The sequence below is a fragment of the Flavobacterium rarum (SeqCode) genome (assembly GCF_965234445.1).
GTDB lineage: Bacteria > Bacteroidota > Bacteroidia > Flavobacteriales > Flavobacteriaceae > Flavobacterium > Flavobacterium rarum.
In genome coordinates this window covers 47252-68544 of sequence record NZ_OZ248487.1, presented here as the reverse complement: position 1 = coordinate 68544, position 21293 = coordinate 47252, and the positions used below count along the sequence as shown (strand labels likewise).

Here is a 21293-nt window from a genome sequence, read left to right as displayed (position 1 = left end):
ATACCGATAGTCGCCAAACATCGAAATACAACGAAAAACTATCCGACAAAAGAGCCAAAGCTACAGTAGCTTGGTTAGTGAAAAACGGAATAAATTCGACGCGATTAATCGGGAAAGGATATGGAGAAACAATGTTAGTGAATCAATGTGCTGATGGCGTAAAATGTACTGAGGAAGAACATCAAGCCAACAGACGAAGTGAATTCATAATTGTTTCGTTGAAATAAAGGGTATTTATATAAGCCTCGAAATAAATGTTTTCGAGGCTTTCTTTTTTTTAAAGGGATTATTTCAAGGTAGATTCCCTTGCAATAATATTAGTTTCAAGCTCAATGATTCTGGGTGTAAATGGAAGATCATCTCGATGGGCAATCATTTCTTCCAATAACAAATCAAAAGAAGCAACTCCCATTTCGTGACTTGGCTGATCAACAGAACTCAATTTTGGAGAAATAACTTGAGACATGAACCAATTACTAAAACCAATTACGGCTATTTTTTCGGGGATTTTGATCAGGTTCTCATTGCAATATGATACTACACCAGCTGCAGCCAAATCAGTAATTACAAAAATACCGTCTACATCCGGATGGTCTTTTGTGATTTGAGCGGTAAAATCATATCCTTCTTGGAAAGTTACTTTTTCACATGTATAAACCAAGTTGGAATCAAATGGAATTTTGTTTTTTTCTAATGCTTTTTTGTAACCAATAAAACGATCAATTGAATTTTGAGGATTTAATGGGCCACGAATGTGTACTATTTTTTTGCATCCCATATCAATTAAATGTTGAACGGCATTCATAGCTGCTTTTTGGTCGTTAATGATTACTTTGGAACAGGGGGTCAATTTTGATATTTTATCAAACATTACCAATGGTATTTTTCGATTGATAATTTGTTGGATATGCTCGTCGTAATTAGTTTCATTTGATAAGGATATCAAAATACCATCCACCCTTTTGTTGATTAATAAATCGACTTGTTTTTTTTCTAATGCAAGAGATTCATTGGATTGTAGAATAATCACTAGATAACCATTTTTTTCTGCTTCGTCAATAATGGCATTAATTACATTCGAGAAAAAATGATGCATTACTTCTGGTATAATGAGTCCAATGGTTTTGGATTCTTTTGTGCGCAAATTTACAGCAAAACTATTGGGTGTGTAATGAAGGTTTTGAGCTAGGTCAATAACAGCTTGTTTCGTCTTCGCACTTACATCGGGATAGTTTTTTAATGCTTTTGAAACTGTAGTAATTGAAATTCCTAATGTAGTAGCTATTTCTTTAAGAGTAATATCTTTCATATTTAGATAATATTGTTTTTTGGAATAAGGTATCCTAATCTACATTGATGTTTTTTCATCATTTACTATTTTGTATTTGTAATCGATGATTTCAATTGAGATAACTACTGTCATTGTAATTTTATATTTAAAATTTATGCTTAACTAAGTCTAAAAATAAATTTTTGTATTAAATATGTCACTGCAATATATTAAATATTATCGAATAACCAATCAAGTAGACTCTCTTTCCAGAATTGATGTTCTCAATTCTATGGATTGAAATTCAACGGGGTTGTTTTGCTTTTTTGCATTAATTTCTTCAAACAAGATAGATGCAGCAACCCTTCCAATTTCAAAACCGGGTTGGTCAACTGTAGATAGTTTAGGAGTGGTTACCTCAGTTACAAATGAATTGCAAAAACCTACTATAGCTATTTGTTTGGGCATTGCAATGCCTTTTTCGTTGAAATATTTAAGAACTCCAACTGCAACCATATCGGTCACGGTAAAAATTCCATCCAAATCAGGATGTTCTGTAATTGCTTTTATCGCGTTATTGTAGCCATCTTCCAAGTCAGTATTGTTGTCACAAACATAGACCAAGGACGAATCATAAGGAATGTTGTGGTCTTCTAATGCTTTTTTATACCCTAAAAAACGATCAATCGAGTTTTGTGGCATATACGATCCTCGAAAATGAGCAATTTTTTTACGTCCTTTGTTAATTAAAAAAGTAGTTGCATCATAAGCCGCTTTTCGATCGTTTATGGTGACTTTCGAACAGTTGACTAATTTTGCTATTTTGTCAAAAAGCACTAATGGGATATTTTGGTTCAGTACTTTTTTGATATGATCAAAGTCTCCTGTTTCGTTAGATAAAGAGATAATTATTCCATCCACTCTTTTGCTGAGTAAAAGGTCCAACTGTTTTTTTTCTAATTCTAACTTTTCATTAGAACGCAAAATAATAACCAGATAATTTCTTTTTTCGGCCTCTTCTAAGACACCTTGAAACACTTTAGAAAAAAAATGATAATCTACTGTTGGAATGATAACTCCAATGGTTTTAGACTCTTTCGTTCTTAGATTTACTGCAAAACTGTTAGGAGTATAATTTAGTGAAGTAGCCAAATCTACAACTAATTTTTTAGTAGCTGGACTTACATCTGGATAGTTTTTAATTGCTTTTGAAACAGTAGTGATTGAAATCCCCAATTGTTCGGCAATTTGCTTGAGTGTTGCATTTTTCATTGAAACTCTTAGGTTTAAAGTTTTGTTGAAAAACTTTTTCTTCCTAACAAACATAAAGATTTAATTGTAAATATGCTTTTAAAAATAATCTAAATTTTTATTTTTCAATAATTTTTAATGAAAGTGCGTTGTTTGCAACAATTTAATAATATGTAGTTGTATTTTATGAAAAAGTTACCAGTCCCAGTTTTTTAAACATAGTAACCAAACTATTAACTAACTAAGAAATGAATTTAAAAGTGTTCAACCTTTTATGAATCATTAGTTTTTTAGTTGCCTAGGACTGGGTAACTCTATAATTGTTTTTTATTGTATTTTATAATTATTCTGCACCATCTGCTTTTGCTCTTGCGATTGCAAAGTTACCAACTGTTTCGCCAAGAATCAAACCTTTTTCGCAATCACTTCTGTAATGTATGGCACCAAATAATCTAGAATCTGAAGCTTCTTTGGCCATGGCCTTAAAACTTGCCGCTTTTGAAGGTAAAATATGCGATAAAACAGCGCTTGCTGCTCCACTAAAAGTAGAGTGACCAGAGACATAAGCTGGGAAATTTGGGACACCAGTTGTCGTTTTAATTGACGGATCCATTTGAGATGGTCTTGGATTGAAGTAAAAATACTTGGCGTCCCAACAACTAATGGCGGCATCCATCATAGAGATGTTTAATAATGCCATGTTTCTAGCCCAACGTACTTCGCTATAGTTTTGTTCAACAAATGCTTCGGCTGCAATGGCGTTCCAATGTCCAGGTGGAGTGTAAGTCCCAACGCCATCTGCCCAAAATGTAACAATTTCTTGGTGTTTTTTAGAATTGTTTTTACTGAATGCTTTTATCTCGGCCAATTCTTTTGCAAATTGTTCCGATTTTGTTGAAGGAGGCGGCACAGGACGATTTTTTACTATGTCAGTTGGGGTCAGAAAGAATGATTTAACTTTTCCAAACAGAGGCAACATTGGAGGTCTTGCAGGAGTTTCTTGTGATTTCCAAGGGGTTTCTCCTTTGGCTATAGTTTGTGTTTCCAACAAAGTCCATAAATCTTGATTGCCAACTGCTGCTCCAGCCCCATCTGTTGATGCTTTGGCAATAAATTTGGCGGCAATTTTTCGTCCTAAACTTATTCCAGCATCGATATCGCTTCTAACATTGGCACCGCTGATAATACGATATAGTTTTTCTTCTTCTGCTTTTTCTTGAATAAAGGCAATTTCTGTAGGGAATAATAACTTTAATAATTCAACTGTTACTCCGGCTAAAACTGCATCTTCGGATGGATAAGAGGGTAAAGTGCTTTTTGGAATTAAAACGGGTAATGTTGCATCTACCACAAATGGAGCAGGTCTATTGTATAGTTTTTTAAAATGCCAAGTCGCAATCAGCGCATCATATTGAGCGGCACTTACATAGGCATAAGCTCTTGCAGAATAAGGTGGCGTTGAAAATGGAAATTCTGGATTGGCAAACGGATTGGTACCAGATGGAATAGGGTAGGTGCCATCAGGATTTTGGTACGGTGGGCGATTGTGTTTGGCAACCAATGTTCTCATAATTTCGTTCCAACGCAAAACACCTCCAACACTCCAGTATTTAATAATGGCTTTTTGCTCGTCGGTTATGTTGGCTTGGTAGCTTTTTATTTCATTGATTTCTCGAGTGTAAGCGGGCAATGTAGTTGCAATTGGTACATCTATAGCGAATTCATCAGGCGCGGTTAATAAAATTGGTTTCCAAGTTCCTGCAAGTTCGTCTGTGTTTGTTGGACTTAACTGAGGGAATAAGTTGTTACGTTCTGTGATTTCGTCATTACAAGCAAAATTAAATCCAATTAATACTATCAACAGACTTTTTAAAATTGTTTTTTGAGTGTTATTTTTCATCTTGTTTTACTTTTTTATTAAAATTAATCACATAAAATGCTCCTCCATAAAATGAGGTCGATTGGCCTACGTTTCGACCGTCAAGTACATAATTTGAACCTCCTATAAAAGCGAGTTCTGGAATTCTTTTCAAGGTGTATTTTATGTTGGTTCCCAATCGCAAAGCATTCATGGTATTGCTAGGGAAAGGCATATTGTTTTGAGTAATGTCAAAACCGCCAGATTGTGTAACCCAATTGTCAACTATAGCCTCAGCAATTAATCTATCCGAGCGGTAACCAGCTCTTGCATTGATATTGATTGCATTGGGCATGTCCACTTCATTGGTGTAATGCATTTCGGTAGTGAAATAGGAGTTTCTTTCAATGGTGACATTGCTTCTAAGTAAGTAAGCTCCAGATACTGTAGTAAAAAGTCTCCCTCTTTGAAAATCTCCCATCAATCGAAAAGTGGCTACTTGGCTTCCTAATCCTAAGCTTAAAGGCAAATAATCAACAGCATAATTAGAAACAGGTGTAGAATAACTTCCAATAGTGTATAATGAATACGTATTATTTTTAATTTTCTTTTCGAAAGGCATATACTTTAGGGTCAATGATAAATCTTGAAATCCTTCTTGACCTTTCATCGTTCCTGCAGAAGCGTTGGTTTTTACATAAGGTATATTGAATAAAACATTCAGTTTGTCGGTAAATCCATAGTTGCCCATTACTCCAAGGGATTGTGTTGAAACAGTACCCATATTCAGATTTTCTCTTTTATTGGTACCTTCCCAATAGTTGTCCCAACTGCTGTATTGGTAAATCGCACCAGTACAAAATCGATTTTTACTCATCATGATAGCATCAATTTCAGTTTGGGCGTTTGAATAAATAGCCCCTAGTAAAAAGCAACTTAAAATAACTTTCTTCATGTTTTATGATTTTCTTTAATTTTATAATTTAACGCTAATGTTCTTTTTCTTTCCAAGTCCAAATCGATAATTATATCCAATATTGATAGAATAGTCTGCAAATGCGGCATCTCCTTGAACGTGTACATATTTACTTGGGTCTGTAATTTTTGAGTTTTGTAAATCTTGAGAAGCTATGTCTGCAGCACTTTGAATACGGTTTTTCACGATGTTATATGGAATGAATAAGCTAAAGCCATGGCGGCCCAAAGTATAAGCAAATCCATATTCTACAGCTATTACATATCCTGGTCGACGGTAGGCAACCTGACCGCCAAAGGCATCATAGGCTGGAATACCTTCTATTCTTCCCGCTAAAGAAACATTGAAATTTTGGTTTTTATCTACTGCAACCATTAAGCCAGCACGTCCAAAATATTGATCCGGGCATGCATAAAGTTCATATCCTTCCAATCCAGGTTTTGGATCTGATTTGAAAGTACCGTTTGACTCTCTCGGGTTGAATAAGTAATAACCATTGGCAAATCCATAAAGACGCTCAGTTAGTTTTCTAAAAAGTTGAAGTTCAGTTGTAATTCCTACTCCGCCATCGCCTGGTTGGATGGCTTGATCCATCACCACATTTTTAATGGTTCCGTCTGTTTGTGGTGCATCGTCCATTTCGTCATGACTGCCATTGTTTAGTTTTACTCCTAAAGCTACCATAATGTTTCCTTTTGGCATTTTTGTTGGATCAAATAGCCAATAATTAGCACTCAAACGGATATCAGCAATTCCATCGGCATAAACGCTGTAGCGGTAATTTTTGGTTGTTGGGTTTTGTCTTAAAACTTGAGAACGTTCATTGTTTACATAAGGCAATGTGGCGTTCAATTGAATTCTGTCTGTTAGTCCGTAAGAAATGTTTAAATCAACAGCATGCGAATAGATGTTTACCGCATTCCCACGTTCTTTTCCGTTTTCATCCAATCCTCCACCAGTGGTTTGTCTTTGGGGTTGTTCTTCTTTTCCAACAAAATGTCTCCAAGAATGGAAATACCTGTAATTGGTTCCAATTTGTAAATCGCCTTTGTTTAAATTATAAGAATTGGTCATTGTCATATTTAATCCTCCCATTTGTCTTACAGCGACACAGCCTTGAGCATTGGTTTTTTGAGATTGAAGTGTGGTAAAAATGATTAATAGTACAGTAAATGCAATATAAATTGCGTTGTTTTTTTTCAAAATAATAGTTTTGCTTGTTTAGAATTTATCCTATAAAATCATGAAAAAGGTCTTTTGTGAAAAGGCGTTTTTGTTTATGGCTAAAAATAATTTTAGCGAATTTCAATAGAATTTTTTGATTTTTGTTTTAGAAAGAAAAAAAGAGTAAATATTTGAATTTTAACGTAGTAACAACTGAATCTAAATGCAAGATTGCAGATTATTGAATTAGATTAATCCAATATTTTTTCATAAAGACATTCAAAATAGTTCAATAACCACAATTGGCGATTGATTTTGAAAGTGTTTACAGTAAATACGAAAAAGGATGACGTCAAAAGAAGTAGTCTTTTTTTTCTAAGTAATAAAAACTAAACGAAGTCTGGTGGGGAGTAAAAAGAAGGTATGAATCCAGCATGTAATTTCTCTTTTGAAAAAGAAATTAAAGGGATTGATTTGAAATTTTCTGTATTCGAAATTACAATAGATTCTGGATATTCTATAAAATAATCTAAAGTAAATGTTTTGACAATTTTTTTTGAGTCTCCTTTATTGTCATTTAGTCCATTGAAAAGTTGAGCGTTAACAATGTTCTCAATTTCGTGTGTTGATAAAGAAGAATTGATACTAGGAAGGTAGTACAAATTAAGAATATTATCCTTTATTTGTTTTTTGAAAATATGGTAACTCTTGTTGTTTAGCGTAATGTTTTCATTTACATATTCCAATTCGGTGTCGTCTGCAAAAGCATATAGAGATGCATTTAAACGGATTACCTTAAATTCAGGATCTGGGATTTTTTTCATAGCCGTTACCCACTCTTGCTCTTGGTCAAAAGCAAAAAGCATACGATATCCTAACGCATTGTAAAACAAGGTTACAAGCAATGTGGAGAATAGTAATATGGACGCTATTTTTTTCATTCGTTCCAAAAATAACAATTATTATTGATTGTTGGTAATTAAAATAATAAATTAAGAAATAAATTTTAATTTAATAAAAATTACGTTAATTTATGTTGTAATTAATATGTATGTTCCTTTTCTGTGTTTTTTTGTTGCCGTTTTCGCAAATGGATTTTTTCAAAATGAGCTTAAAAATCATAATTAGCGTTCATTTAGGTTTAAAACAAGTGCTTCAAATGGTCTTAATTCACAGTTGATATTCTTGCTGGAATAATTGCTAAGCAAAACTGTCGATTTTTCTAGGTTGAAATCACAATTATACACTGCTTTTTCTGCTGAAAAATTAAGCAGAACAATTATTTTTCTGCCTTCAAATGATCTTAAATAAGCATATACTTTTGGATTTTCTTCGTCCAATAAAGTATAAGATCCATACACTAATGTTAGTTCTTGTTTGCGTAATTGAACTAATTTCCTGAAATAGTTTAAAGTTGAATCTGGATCTTTTTCTTGGGCTTCAGCATTTATATCTGTATAATTTGGATTCACTTTTAGCCACGGTTTTCCTTCTGAAAAACCGGCATTTTTCGTTGTGTTCCATTGCATTGGCGTTCTTGAATTTTCTCTTGAAGCTTGTTTTTGTTCTTCTAAGAAAGCCTTTAAATCTCCATTTTCGTTTTGTATAGCGATGTATTTGTTTTTGGTATCAATATCATTATAATCGTCAATGTTGTCAAAACGAATATTGACCATTCCCAATTCGTCTCCTTGAAAGTAATAAGGCGTTCCTCTCATGGTAATTACAAATGTAGAAAGCATTTTGGAACACCTTTCTCGAAATTCAGGAGCGTCATTGCCAAATTTGCTAACCATTCTGGGTTGGTCGTGATTGGCTAAGAAAATGGAAAGCCAGCCTTTGTCCTTAAAACCTTCGTCCCATCTGGAATGGAGTTTTTTGTAATTTACAAAGCCGTATTCGTTGAGGTGTTTTCCTATTTCAACCCCTTCCAGATGATAAGCCATACTCAATTCATTTCGGTCTGGATCGACAAAAAGCATCGCTTCTTCGGGTGAAGCACCCGCACCTTCAGATACGGTCATGACTTCGTATTTGCTCAAAACTTCCCGATTCATTTCTTGAATGTATTCGTGTAGATGTGGACCTCTTCCATAAAATTTCATAATTTCGGGTATGTTACCTAAAATTTCAGCTGGCAATTCGGGAAAAGAATCATCCTTAGAAATAAATTGAAAAGCATCCATTCGAAATCCATCAATCCCTTTATCTAGCCAAAAACGCATGACTTGATACAGTTCCTGGCGCACTTTTGGATTGTTCCAGTTGAGGTCGGGTTGCTTTTGTGAAAAATAATGCAAGTAATACGCATCGGTAGTTTCGTCATATTTCCAAGCGTTGCTGTTTACGTCAAACCAACTCCAGCGGTAGGGCGGAATTCCTTTTTCGGCAGGCCACCAAAAATAGTAATCACGATATTTATTATCTCTAGATTTTCGACTTTCCTGAAACCAAAAATGTTCATCGCTACTGTGATTGAATACCAAATCCATGATGAGTTTGATTCCGCGTTCTTGCAATCCTTTCATCAATAGATCAAAATCTTCCATAGTGCCAAAATCGGCTAGGATGGAACAATAATCACTTACGTCATACCCATTGTCATCATTGGGTGATTCGTAAATCGGGTTAATCCATATTGCATCAATTCCTAAGCTTTGTAGATAATCCAATTTGGAGATAATACCTTTTAAATCACCAATTCCATCGTCATTACTGTCTTTGAAACTTCGTGGATATATTTGATAAATGACGGCTTCTTTCCACCATTTTTTGTCAATTTTAGAAATTATGTTGCTTGAAGGGGTATTCAAAATAAAATGATTTTAATAATTAATTTATAACTGATAAATAACGGCTTCGTAAGGTCGCAATTCTTCCGTTTTTGATGGAGTTGCATAATTGTTCATTACAACTTTTGCTCCTTTGATGTTGATGCCTGTTTTTATAGAAGTATTCTTGGATGTAAAATTCAAAACGATTAATAATTTTTTACCATTCAGTTCTCTAATATAGGCAAACACAGCAGGGTTGTTTTCGTCAACCAATTCAAATTTGCCATAAACCAATACTGGGTTTTTCTTTCTAAACTGAGCCAATTTTCTAGCGTAGTTTAAAATAGAATTAGGTTCTTTTTCGCTTTTAGCAACATTTACAGTGCTGAAATTTTTATTTATGGTAAGCCATGGTTTTCCGGTGGTGAATCCTGCATTGGCAGTTGTGTCCCATTGCATAGGTGTACGGCTGTTGTCTCTGCTTAATTCTTGTTGATTGAGTAGATAATCAGTTGCTTTTGAAGCGCTTTCTTTTATAATTTGATTATAACGGTTTCGAGTTTGCAGATCATTATATTCTTCTATATTTTGGAATCGAATATTTGTCATTCCAATTTCATCACCATTATAAATGTATGGAGTGGCTCTTTGCGTGAGCAAAAAAGTGTACAACATTTTGGCGCTTAATTCTCTAAATTCGAGACTGTCATTGCCATAACGGCTAACAGCTCTACTTTGATCGTGATTGGTAAAATAGACGGTGTTCCAGCCTTTGTTTTCAAATTTTTCATTCCATTTTTCTACTATTTCTTTCATGCCAATTACGTTATTTCGGCCAACCTTGTAGTCTCCAATATTATAACTTTCACGACCCCAAACATTGGCTATTTCATCGTGGTATAACGTGTTAAGTTCATTTCTGTCTTCATTGACATAATCCATAACTTTGCTAAACGGGATAACACCTCCTTCGCCCACCGTATATACTTCTTTGTATTTGCTTAAAACTTGTTGGTTCATTTCTCTAAGATATTCGTGAACTTTGGGATCGGCTCCATAATATCTTACGAATTGTTCATTTGTAAAATCAGTTGGCATTGTAGGCCACGAGGTGTCTTTTGCCATAAATGGAAAGGCATCAAGGCGAAATCCACTTACGCCTTTATCTAGCCAAAATTTCATAATGGTATACATTTCTTTACGCAATGCCGGGTTTTCCCAATTCAAATCAGGTTGTTTACGGCTGAAATAATGGAGGTAATAACTGTTGGTGTTTTTGTCAAATCGCCATGCATCCGAGTTTTCGTCAAACAAGCTGTATCTTTTAGGAGGTGTTCCTTTCTCCGCTGGCCACCAATGGTAGTAATTTCTGTATTTGTTATCCCGTGAAGACAGCGCTCCTTTGAACCATTCATGCTCATCACTACTGTGATTGATTACTAAGTCCATTATGAGTTTGATGTTTCTTTTTTTCATCCCAGCCAACATTTCATCAAAATCTTTCATGGTTCCCATTTCTTTCATGATAGCTTGATAATCACTGATGTCGTAGCCATTGTCATCATTTGGTGAAGCACATATTGGATTCATCCAAATGGCATCAATACCTAAACTTTGTAAATAATCTAATCTTTGGGTTATTCCCTTTAAATCTCCTACACCATCACCATTACTGTCTTGAAAACTTCTTGGATAGAGTTGATAAATTATAGCTTCCTTCCACCATTTTGCCTCTGATTTTTCTGCAAATGCAGTTTTAATAGTTTGTGCATTACTGTTTGATGAAAACAATAAAAATAAAGCGATTGGATATACAATTGAATGGTATGTTTTTTTCATGACTGCTTTTATTTTAAAGCTGATAAATAATGGCTTCGTAAGGTCGTAATTCACCCGTTTTTGAAGGCGTTGCATAATTGTTTATTAGAACTTTGGCTTTCGAGAGGTTTATTCCAGTATTTGCAGAAACGTTTTTGGCGCTAAAGTTTAACAATACCAATACTTTCTTGCCGTCAAGTTCTCTAGTGTAAGCATAAACATTTGGATTGTCTTTGTCCATAAGCGTATATTTTCCATAAACCAGCACAAGATTTTCTTTGCGTAATTTGACCATTTTTCTAAAATAATTCAACACCGAGTTAGGATCTTTATCTTGCGCTTCAGCATTCAAAGTAGTGTGATTGTCATTTACTTTAAGCCAAGGAGTTCCTGTGGTAAATCCGCCGTTGGTTGAGCTGTCCCATTGGAAAGGTGTTCTCCCGTTATCTCTGGCACCACCTGTTTTTTGATCTTCAATGAATTGTTTTAAATCACCACCCGCATTTTTTACCTTTTCATATTCAGCAAAAACTTCAATATCTCTATAATCTTCGATTTTGTCAAACTTAGCATTCACCATTCCAATTTCGTCTCCGTTGTAATAATACGGAGTTCCTCTCATCGACAGTAAAAAAGTAGTCAGCAGTTTGGAGGAATAATCATGAAATTCTGGCGAATCATTTCCCCATCGTGTCGCCATTCTAGGTTGATCGTGATTGCCTAAATAAATTGTTCCCCAACCTTTGGTTTGGTAAACGGCATCCCAATCGGAATAAATTTTTTTGAAATCGACTAAGGAATACGGCCCCGATTTTTTGAAATAACCAGGAACGTATCCCAAATTAGTGCCTTCAAAATGGTAACCCATATTTAGTTCTTTTCTGTCGGCATCCACAAAATTCAATGCTGTCGCCGTTAGCATTCCTGCGCCTTCGGCCAATGACATACAATCGTATTTGCTCAAAACTTCGAGATTCATTTCTTTAAGGTATTCATGTAAATGTGGGCCACTTCCCATATAAACATCCCAACGGCCATGATAGTTTTTGTCTAATTCTGCTTGAGTGATTATGGGAAAATTTGGGTCTTTGGATATAAACGGAATTACATCCATTCGAAATCCATCAATACCTTTGTCCAGCCACCAACGCATCATACTGTAGATTTCTTGTCTAACTTTTGGGTTTTCCCAATTCAAATCGGGTTGTTTGTTGTTGAAATAATGTAGGTAATAAGAATCGGTAGTTTTGTCATATCTCCAACCACTTCCATCAGCCTCGAATGCTCCTGGGCGAAAAGCTGGTTTTCCTTTTTCGGCTGGCCACCAATGATAATAATCTCGGTATGGATTGTCACGTGATTTACGGCTTTCTTGAAACCATTTGTGCTCGTCACTGCTGTGATTTACAACCAAATCCATCACGAGTTTGATTCCTCTTTGATGCATTTCTTTTAACAAAGCATCAAAATCCTGCAGGGTCCCAAATTCTTTCATTATATTTTGATAATCAGAAATATCATACCCGTTATCTGCATTGGGTGAACTGTAAATTGGATTTAGCCAAATGATATCAACACCCAAACTTTTTAAGTAGTCCAGTTTGGAAATAATTCCTTTCAAATCGCCTACACCGTCTCCATCAGAGTCTTTGAAACTTCGTGGATAAATTTGGTAAACGACCGCTTCTTTCCACCATTTTCTATCGATTGGTGCTTTTTTTTCTTGAGCTGTCATAGTATTGCAAATGATAGTAATAAGTGTAATTAATACGAGCGAAAGTGTGGTGTTCTTTTTCATTTCTGTTAGTGTTAATTTTTTATCGGATTCATAAAAGAATCAATAGTTGATTGGTTGATTTTGGGATTGGCTCCTTCTTTTTGCGCTACTAATGCCCCAATAGCACAGGCAAAATCTATAGCTTTTTGCGGGTCTTCTTTGGCTAATAGTTTGCTTAAAAGTCCTGCCAAAAAGGAATCGCCTGCTCCAACAGTATCAGCTACTTTTATTTTGTAACCACTGTTATAGTAGAATTGATTGTTGTAGTATAAAACCGCTCCATGACTGCCTTTGGTAACACAAATATGTTTGGTGTTGGTTTGTTCGGCTATAAAAAGAATGTTTTGTTCCAAGGAATGAAAAGGCGATTTTAGATATTTGCTTATTTCATAAATTTCATCAACATTAAATTTTATAAAATCGGCTTCATGCATTAAATGATTTATTAGTTCTTTAGTGTAAAACGGAGCTCTTAAATTGACATCAAAAACAGTATATCTTGCATAATTGATTAATTCAAACAAAGTGTTTTGCGAAACGCTGTCTCTACAAACTAAACTTCCAAAAACGAATACATCGGCTTTTTTTACAATAATCTCATCTTCTGGTGTTTCGATAATTTTGTCCCAAGCTACAGGATAATTAATGGTGTATGAGGCAGAACCTTTATCGTTTAATTGCACAATGACTTCTCCTGTTTTTAAATCATTATCTATTTGTATGGAATCCGAATTTACTTTCTGTTCTTTTATATATTCTATTAATTCTTTTCCTATTTCGTCGGTTCCGATTCGGCTTATTATTTGAGATTGTATTCCCAAAGACGCCAATCGAATGGCTACGTTTAATGGAGCTCCTCCCATTTTTTTATGAGTTGGAAAAACGTCAAATAAGACTTCTCCAAAACAGACAACGGAAACTTTTTTGCGGTTATTGATCATTCCGTTTATTGGATTATTTAATTAAAAATCAGCTTTCAATTGTACTTCATGTTTCAATTGCATTCTTTATAACAAAAAATAAGGATTTATAAAATTAGTTTTCAATTCTTAGTTATTTCTAATTCTAAAAATCGAAAACGTTTTCGGAACGTCGAAAACGTTTTCGATTTAATTTTCAAGAAGTTAATGATTAAATGTTTTAAGTTTATGAAAAAATCACATTATGAAGACAAATGTAAAATGGCTGTTTTTGGTTTTGTTTATTAGTCCTTTAGTTTTTGGACAATCCAAATCGGATGAATGGAATTTGTATGCCAATTCAAGAGAAAATTATTTTGGAGTAGCAATGGCAAATGGACAAATCGGTATTGTTACAGATGATACTCCTTTAAAAACCAAAGAAATAATTTTGAACGGTGTGTATGACGGAAGCCCCGAAAACGGAATAAGCAGAATTGTGCGTGGAATTGAATTTTTAAATCTTCATTTAAGTATTGATGGTCAAGAAATCAAATCCGACAATATTTCAGATTGGAGTCAGGTTGTGAACATTAAAGAAGGGATGAGTACAACCGCTTTTTCGTTCAAAGATCTGGCAACCATAAATTATACAATTTTAGCCAATAGAGCAGTGCCGTATTCGGCGATGGCAATTGTCGAAATTACTCCCAATAAAGATATTGAAATGATTGCCAACAATTATATGGTTGTTCCAGAGGAGCTAAAAGAAGCCAAAAGTCAGTTTCGGGTTTTAAAAGACAATCAATATCTAATGCCTGTTTTTGGTACAACCGCTAAAACATTAACTGGAAAATATAGAGTATCGGCATCAACTACTTTTCTTTTTGACGGACAAAATGAACCTTTAAAACAAACAGGTAATGAAGTTGGGTTTACAAAGAAATTAGAAAAAGGGAAAAAATATAGATTTGCTATTGCTGGAGGTATTTGTACTTCTAAAGATTTTAATGATCCACTAAACGAATCCGAAAGACAGCCTATTTATGCCTTACAGCAAGGAATAGATAATCTACTGGATCGTCACAAACAAGCTTGGGCCGAATTGTGGAGCACGGGTGATATAGAAATAGAAGGCGATTTGGATGCGCAACAACGTGTTCGTTTTGCATTGTATAATTTGTATTCGTACAATCGACCTGAAACCAGGCAAAGTATAGCGCCAATGGGATTGTCTTCGCAAGGGTATAATGGACATATTTTTTGGGATAGTGAACTTTGGATGTATCCAACTCTTTTGGCATTACAGCCTGATATGGCCAAATCGTGTTTGGATTATCGTTTCGACCGTTTGGCAAAAGCAAAGCAAAAAGCCACTATTTATGGGTATAAAGGAGCTATGTATCCTTGGGAATCCGATGATACGGGCGAAGAAGCTACTCCGACTTGGGCTTTGACAGGAATTTTCGAACAACATATCACAGCCGATGTATCCATTGCTTTTTGGAATTATTACTCTTATACACAAGACAAAAAGTGGCTAAAAGAAAACTATAAAGTACTTAAGGAAACAGCTGATTTTTGGGTAAGCCGTGTAGTCAAAAATGATGACGGCAGTTATTCCATTCTGAATGTCGTAGGAGCCGATGAATATGCACAGCATGTAGATGACAATGCATTTACCAATGCATCGGCAATAGAAGCCTTGAAAAACACGATTAAGGCGGCAATCATTTTAAATGAACCCATAAATCAAATGTGGTTAGAAGTTTCGAATAAATTAATGATTCATTCCGAAAACGGAATTACTCAAAACTATAAAGGGTATAAAGGACAAATGATTAAGCAAGCTGATGTTAATTTATTGGCTTACCCTTTGCATGTGATTACAGAGAGAAAGCAAATCGAAAAAGACTTAGATTATTACACGGAGAAGATTGACAAAAAAGATGGGCCTGCGATGGCTTCGGGAGTTTTATCGGTATTATATGCCAGATTGGGTGACAGAGACAAAGCGTATGCTTATTTTGTAAAATCATATTTACCCAATAGCAGACCGCCGTTCGGAGTGTTTTCGGAATCGGCCAATAGCAATAATCCATATTTTGCAACTGGTGCAGGTGCTATGCTTCAAGCGGTAATTTATGGTTTTGGCGGTGTGGAGCAAACAGATAAAGGATTGCAGTACAATAAAGGACTTTTGCCTAAGCAATGGAAGTCTCTAACCATTATAGGGGTTGGGATTGAAAACAAAACAATTACAATAAAACAATAAGAACCTTTTAAAAAAACCACATACTTTGAAAGCAATTTTAATGTATGTGGTTTTTTTATGCTTTTTTTTAAACTATTTTATTCAATGTTGATGGCTTTAGTTTAATAAATGAATGTTTTTTTTAGCCTCAGCTTAATCAGATTAGTACATTTTTTATACAAATCACGGATAAAATCTTTTTTATCCATTAAATCTGTGGTGAAATAATTTGAGAATCAATATGTTTTTTAAATTATAGGCATTTTAATTAATAGACCAAAAAGAAACTGTTAATTTTTATTAAGAAAGTGGTTTAAGGTGTTTTTTATTTATTTATACAAATTAACGTATTATGTTAAAAAAGAGGTTGTTAGGCTTTTTTTTTTCATATTGATAAAATTATTTCAATGGACTTCAATATCTACAAAAGATTAACACAACTAAGGGCTTTGTTTTTGTTTAATTTATGGAATACTATCAAATATGCCTTTAAAATTATATAATATGTTATTTTGTTTGCTATTTATTTTAATATAAATATTTATATCTTAAAATTTTAACGGCTATTTTACAAAATCGAAAACGTTTTCGGTTAAACTACAACGTTATAGTTTGGGTTTTCTTAAATTTTTCTTAATTAAATAACTATGTTTGAATTAATATTTAAACAAATAACCAAATTATTAACTAACTTATTTATTACGTATGAAAAATAGTCTAAAAAAAGGCTTAATGGTTTTCATAACCATGCTGTGTACTAGTTTGATATATTCGCAAGATGTATCAGGACTGGTATCTGATGCAAATGGCCCTCTTCCAGGGGCTTCGGTATTAGTAAAAGGAACAACAAACGAGACTCAAACCGATTTTGACGGTAGGTTTACAATTAAGAATGCGGGTTCAAACGCCGTCTTGGTTTTTACTTACATTGGTCTAAAATCTCAAGAAATCAGTGTTTCAGGTAAGTCTGAAGTTAAAGTGACAATGTCTCAAGATCAAAGTCAATTGAGTGAAGTAATTGTTGTTGGGTATGGAACTTCAAAAAAGAAAGATTTAACAGGTGCAGTAGATATGTTAAGTTCCAAAGATTTTGATAATGTTGCAGCTCCCTCTCCAGCTCAATTGCTTAGAGGTAAAGTGGCAGGTGTTCAGGTTACTCAATCAAGTGGAGAACCAGGTGCTGGAGTTTCTATTAGAGTAAGAGGAAATACATCAATTCGTTCTGGAAATGGCCCATTAATTGTAGTGGATGGAGTTCCTTTAGATGGTGGTAATATTTCTGACAGTGGTGCTGATTTATTGGGTTCTTCAACAGCAAAGAATCCATTGAATTTTGTTAATCAAAACGATATTGCAAGTATTACAGTGTTAAAGGATGCTTCTTCTACAGCTATTTATGGTTCTCGTGGAGCAAACGGAGTTATTGTAATAACAACTAAAAAAGGAAAATCTAATGTTCCAGAATTAACCTATAGTACTTCAATGCAGTTTAGTAGTCTTTCAGGTGATTTTAAGTTGCTTAATGGAGATGAATTTGTTGCAGCTGGAGGTAAAGATAGTGGCTCTAGATCTTATGATTGGGAAGATGCTATTTTGAGATCTGGTTTTTCAACCAATCATGATCTTTCTTTTGCAAAAGCTAGCGAAAATTCGAACACAAGATTGTCATTTGGATTAAACTCAACAGAGGGGATTGTTCAAAATACAGGAATTGATAAGTATTCTGCTTCGTTATATAATTCAAATGATTTTTTTGGGGATGCATTGAAAATAGAAACTAGATTAAGTTATACTTCAATCAAAGATCAAGCAACATTAATTGCAAATAATTCAGGTTTTATTGGAAATGTAATTGGGTCAGCTTTATATTGGAGTCCAACATTACCAACTTATAACCCAGATGGTAGTTATAAAGTAGTGAGTGATTCCTATTTAAATCCAGTACAATTATTAGATTCTTACAAAGATTATACTAACACAAATAAACTATTAGGAAGTATTAATACTACTTGGAAAATTAATAATCATTTCAAATATGCTTTTTTGTTTGGTATAGAAAATTCTACATCTGAAAGAAAAAGCCAATTGTTACCAACCATTAAGATCCAAAATGTTGCAGTTGCAACAGATCCATCTACAAAAGAAGAAAAGAGAGGTCAAGCAAATATTTCTCATATCAATAAATTTAATAAAACATTCGAACATACTTTAAATTATACAAATAGTTTTAGTGACAATTTTAATTTGGATGCATTGGTTGGATATTCTTATTATTCTTATGATTATGATAGAAACTCATCTTCTGGAAAAGGATATGATAAAGGTCAAACTAATTTAATTGATAATATTGAAGGAGGACTTCAAAACGAATTTAGAGTTTTTTCTGATAGAAATAAAGTAGAGTTACAGTCTTATTTTGCAAGGGTAAACGCAACAATCTACAAAAGTTTAATTCTTACTGGAACAATACGTGCAGATGGTTCTAGTAAATTTGGAACTAATAATAAGTACGGTTATTTTCCATCTTTAGGTTTAGCTTATAATGTTTATTCGGATAATGAAGGAATTTTGAATAATCTGAAAGTAAGAGGAAATTATGGTATTACCGGAAATCAAGAATTTGCTCCCAATTCTGCAATATTGAAAACAGCTTATGGAAATAATGGAGCTTTAAGTGTTGTAAATAATCCAAATCCAGATTTAAAATGGGAAACTACTACTTCTTATGGCTTTGGAGTTGATTTTGGATTATTAAACGATAGACTTACGGGATCATTAGATTATTTTCAAAAAGATACTCAAGATTTAATCTATGCTTTTCCACCAGAAGCATCTGGTCCAGGCCCTTCAGATGTACGTTATGCAAATCTTGATGGAAATTTAGTTAATACTGGTTTTGAGGTTTCTTTGAATTATAAAATTATTGATAAAGGAGATTTAACTTGGGATATTTCTGGAAATGTATCTTTTTTAGATAATGAGGCTAAAAATTTTCCAGATGTATTCAAAGCTTATACGGGTGAATTAAACGGACCAGGTTTGTCAGGAGCCTATGCTCAAATTATTACTAATGGATATGCTGCTTATTCTTATGAGCTAGCCGAGTGGGAAGGGTTTGACGCAGTTACTGGAAAATCGATTTATGCAAATGGAGGAGCAAAAAAAATATTAGATAAACAACCAATTCCTAAAATTAATCTTGGTTTTTCTTCTAGTTTAGCTTACAAAGGATTTGATGCAAGTGTTTCTTTTTATGGTGCTTTTGGTCACTATATCTACAATAATACAGCAAACGCACTTTTCTTTAAAGGATCTTTATTAGGTGCTGATAAAAATGTTTCACCAGAAGTTGCTGCTTCAAATCAAGTAAGTAGTGATCCAAATTCAGCATCAACTCAATACTTAGAAAGTGGAGATTTTTTGAGAATGGGTAATTTGACTTTCGGATACACGGTTGAGAGCAAATTCTTAGAAAAAATAAAAATTAAAGCAGCTCGTTTTTATGTAAGTGGAAATAATTTATTTGTTATAACTCCTTACAGTGGCTTCGATCCAGAGGTGGATACTAGTAAACCAATTGGAGGTGTTCCTTCTGCAGGAATAGATTATTTGGCTTATCCTAGAGAGAAAAGCTTTGCTTTAGGTTTGAATGTAACATTTTAATTAGAAGAAAACATGAAAAGAAATAATATAATTAGAAGTGTCTTATTTGTCTCTACCATTATTTTAGGTGTAAGTTGTACAAATTTAGATGAAGAAATACTCGATGGGAAAGACTCTACAAATTCTATAGAAACAAAAGGAGTTTTGCAATCTGCTTATGAAGGGTTAAGGAACTTTCAAGGTCAAGGGCAAATGTTTACAATGGAGGAGATGTCTACAGACGCATTAGTTGGTCCTACAAGAGGAGGAGATTGGGATGACAATGGAAAATGGAGAGCTTTTCATACTCACGAGTGGGACGCAACCAATACAGAAATTAGAGATGCATGGAATTCTTTACTTGTGCCTATTTACAATTGTAATTTGGTGATAGAAAATGGAACGGCAGCTGAAATCTTGCAAGCTCGTTTTCTTAGGGCTTTCTATTACTTTAATGTGATAGACTTGTTTGGTCAAGCTCCTTACAGAGAAATAAATTCAAGTTTACAGGATTTTCCAAAAGTATATACTAGAACTGAAGCGACTGCATTTGTAATCAGCGAATTGGAAGCGATTTTACCTTCTTTAGCTGCAAGAACAGCTAATGATCCAAGTATTGCAAATAAAGATGCTGCTCATTTTTTATTGGCTAAGTTATATTTAAACAAAGGAGTTTATGAGGCTGCAACACCAGCTGGTCCCTACACATTTGCTGCAGCTGATATGACTAAAGTGGTTCAAAATGTTGATGCAATTAGTAGTTCACTTTCTCCAAATTATTGGTCAAATTTTGCTCCAGATAATAATACATCTCCAGAATTATTATTTACTTCAAAAAATGTTGTAGGTACAGGAGGAGGTATTCAATCGCGTTGGAGAATGGGTATGCATTATAATCAATCTCCAAGTGGTTGGAATGGGTTTACTACTTTAGCAGAGTATTATGCAAAGTTTGACCCTACTGATCCTCGTATTAAATATTCGACCACAGAAATTATAGAAAATTTTGGTAATCCAGTTGGTCTTCAACAAGGACAAATGAGAAATGGTAAAGACAGAGATGCCAAAGGAGCCGAAGCTAAAGGGACTTTAGCTAATACTTTAGATTTACAGGATAGAACAGGTAAGCCTTTATTTTATACAACTGCGATTACTTTATTTGTTGAAGGTGCAGTGCTGGAAACAGCAGGTGTACGTGGAATGAAATATATTCCAGATGTAAATAACATTGAAGCACCTAATAATGATTATGTATTCATGCGTTATTCAGATGCTTTGTTAATGAAAGCAGAAGCAGTTTTAAGAGGAGGCACTGGATCTGTTGGGGCCATAATGACAGATATTGCAGCCAGAACAGGAAAACCTGCATCTCCAGCAACTCTTGATGGTGTTTATCTTGAAAGAGGAAAAGAGTTATGGTGGGAAGGTTGGAGAAGAAATGATATGATTCGTTTTGGAAAATTCTTAGGGCCAAGAGAGTTAAAAACAAAAACTTCTGATCCTAAATATTTGTTATATCCTTTACCAGTTAATGTTTTATATAATCCAAATATCAAACAAAACCCTGGATATTAAAAGAATTTTTTACTTCATTTTGTTTTGAGTTAGTT

The 21293-nt window shown here is 34.1% G+C and carries 14 protein-coding genes; 4 read left to right on the top strand and 10 right to left on the bottom strand.

Going from position 1 to position 21293, the window contains the following annotated elements; all coding sequences use genetic code 11:
* On the top strand, positions 1-227 hold a 227-nt coding region (locus tag AC8GF4_RS07640), incomplete at its 5' end, for an OmpA family protein (protein ID WP_506593657.1).
* 59 nt (positions 228-286) lie between these two features.
* Here AC8GF4_RS07640 and AC8GF4_RS07635 read toward each other — a convergent pair.
* The 10 genes from AC8GF4_RS07635 to AC8GF4_RS07590 form a co-directional block, all read right to left on the bottom strand.
* On the bottom strand, positions 287-1309 hold the full coding sequence (locus AC8GF4_RS07635) for a LacI family DNA-binding transcriptional regulator (protein ID WP_506593656.1): 1023 nt from the start codon (positions 1307-1309) through the stop codon (positions 287-289).
* A gap of 213 nt (positions 1310-1522) precedes the next feature.
* Positions 1523-2542 carry a LacI family DNA-binding transcriptional regulator gene (locus AC8GF4_RS07630; RefSeq protein ID WP_506593655.1) on the bottom strand — a complete coding sequence of 340 codons (1020 nt, stop codon included), beginning with the start codon at positions 2540-2542 and terminating at the stop codon, positions 1523-1525.
* A 322-nt stretch (positions 2543-2864) separates the two neighbouring features.
* Positions 2865-4421 carry a vanadium-dependent haloperoxidase gene (locus AC8GF4_RS07625; protein WP_506593654.1) on the bottom strand — a complete coding sequence of 519 codons (1557 nt, stop codon included), beginning with the start codon at positions 4419-4421 and terminating at the stop codon, positions 2865-2867.
* A complete protein-coding gene (locus AC8GF4_RS07620; RefSeq protein ID WP_506593653.1) occupies positions 4411-5334 on the bottom strand; it encodes a hypothetical protein in 924 nt (307 codons plus the stop codon). Before AC8GF4_RS07620 ends, AC8GF4_RS07625 begins: the two co-directional genes overlap by 11 nt.
* 21 nt (positions 5335-5355) lie before the next feature.
* Positions 5356-6558, bottom strand: a complete 1203-nt coding sequence (locus AC8GF4_RS07615) for a hypothetical protein (protein WP_506593652.1) — start codon at positions 6556-6558, stop codon at positions 5356-5358.
* Positions 6559-6908: 350 nt separating this feature from the next.
* Positions 6909-7460: a hypothetical protein gene (locus tag AC8GF4_RS07610; protein ID WP_506593651.1), complete on the bottom strand. Its 552-nt coding sequence runs from the start codon at positions 7458-7460 to the stop codon at positions 6909-6911.
* Between the two features lie 183 nt (positions 7461-7643).
* The gene (locus tag AC8GF4_RS07605) at positions 7644-9332 is read right to left on the bottom strand and encodes a glycoside hydrolase family 13 protein (protein WP_506593650.1); all 1689 of its coding nucleotides are present in this window, start codon (positions 9330-9332) and stop codon (positions 7644-7646) included.
* A 24-nt stretch (positions 9333-9356) separates the two neighbouring features.
* Complete coding sequence (locus tag AC8GF4_RS07600; RefSeq protein WP_506593649.1) at positions 9357-11132, bottom strand: glycoside hydrolase family 13 protein; 1776 nt, start codon at positions 11130-11132, stop codon at positions 9357-9359.
* A gap of 13 nt (positions 11133-11145) precedes the next feature.
* On the bottom strand, positions 11146-12909 hold the full coding sequence (locus AC8GF4_RS07595) for a glycoside hydrolase family 13 protein (RefSeq protein WP_506593648.1): 1764 nt from the start codon (positions 12907-12909) through the stop codon (positions 11146-11148).
* An 11-nt stretch (positions 12910-12920) separates the two neighbouring features.
* Positions 12921-13829, bottom strand: a complete 909-nt coding sequence (locus AC8GF4_RS07590; protein WP_506593647.1) for a carbohydrate kinase family protein — start codon at positions 13827-13829, stop codon at positions 12921-12923.
* Between the two features lie 223 nt (positions 13830-14052).
* Between AC8GF4_RS07590 and AC8GF4_RS07585 the strand changes: the two genes are divergently transcribed.
* From AC8GF4_RS07585 to AC8GF4_RS07575, 3 genes are all read left to right on the top strand, one after another.
* Positions 14053-16062, top strand: coding sequence for a kojibiose hydrolase (locus tag AC8GF4_RS07585; protein ID WP_506593646.1), 2010 nt, complete (start codon positions 14053-14055; stop codon positions 16060-16062).
* 711 nt (positions 16063-16773) lie between these two features.
* Positions 16774-19704, top strand: a complete 2931-nt coding sequence (locus AC8GF4_RS07580; RefSeq protein ID WP_506593645.1) for a SusC/RagA family TonB-linked outer membrane protein — start codon at positions 16774-16776, stop codon at positions 19702-19704.
* 12 nt (positions 19705-19716) lie between these two features.
* Positions 19717-21258 carry a RagB/SusD family nutrient uptake outer membrane protein gene (locus AC8GF4_RS07575; protein ID WP_506593644.1) on the top strand — a complete coding sequence of 514 codons (1542 nt, stop codon included), beginning with the start codon at positions 19717-19719 and terminating at the stop codon, positions 21256-21258.
* Positions 21259-21293: the final 35 nt, after the last annotated feature.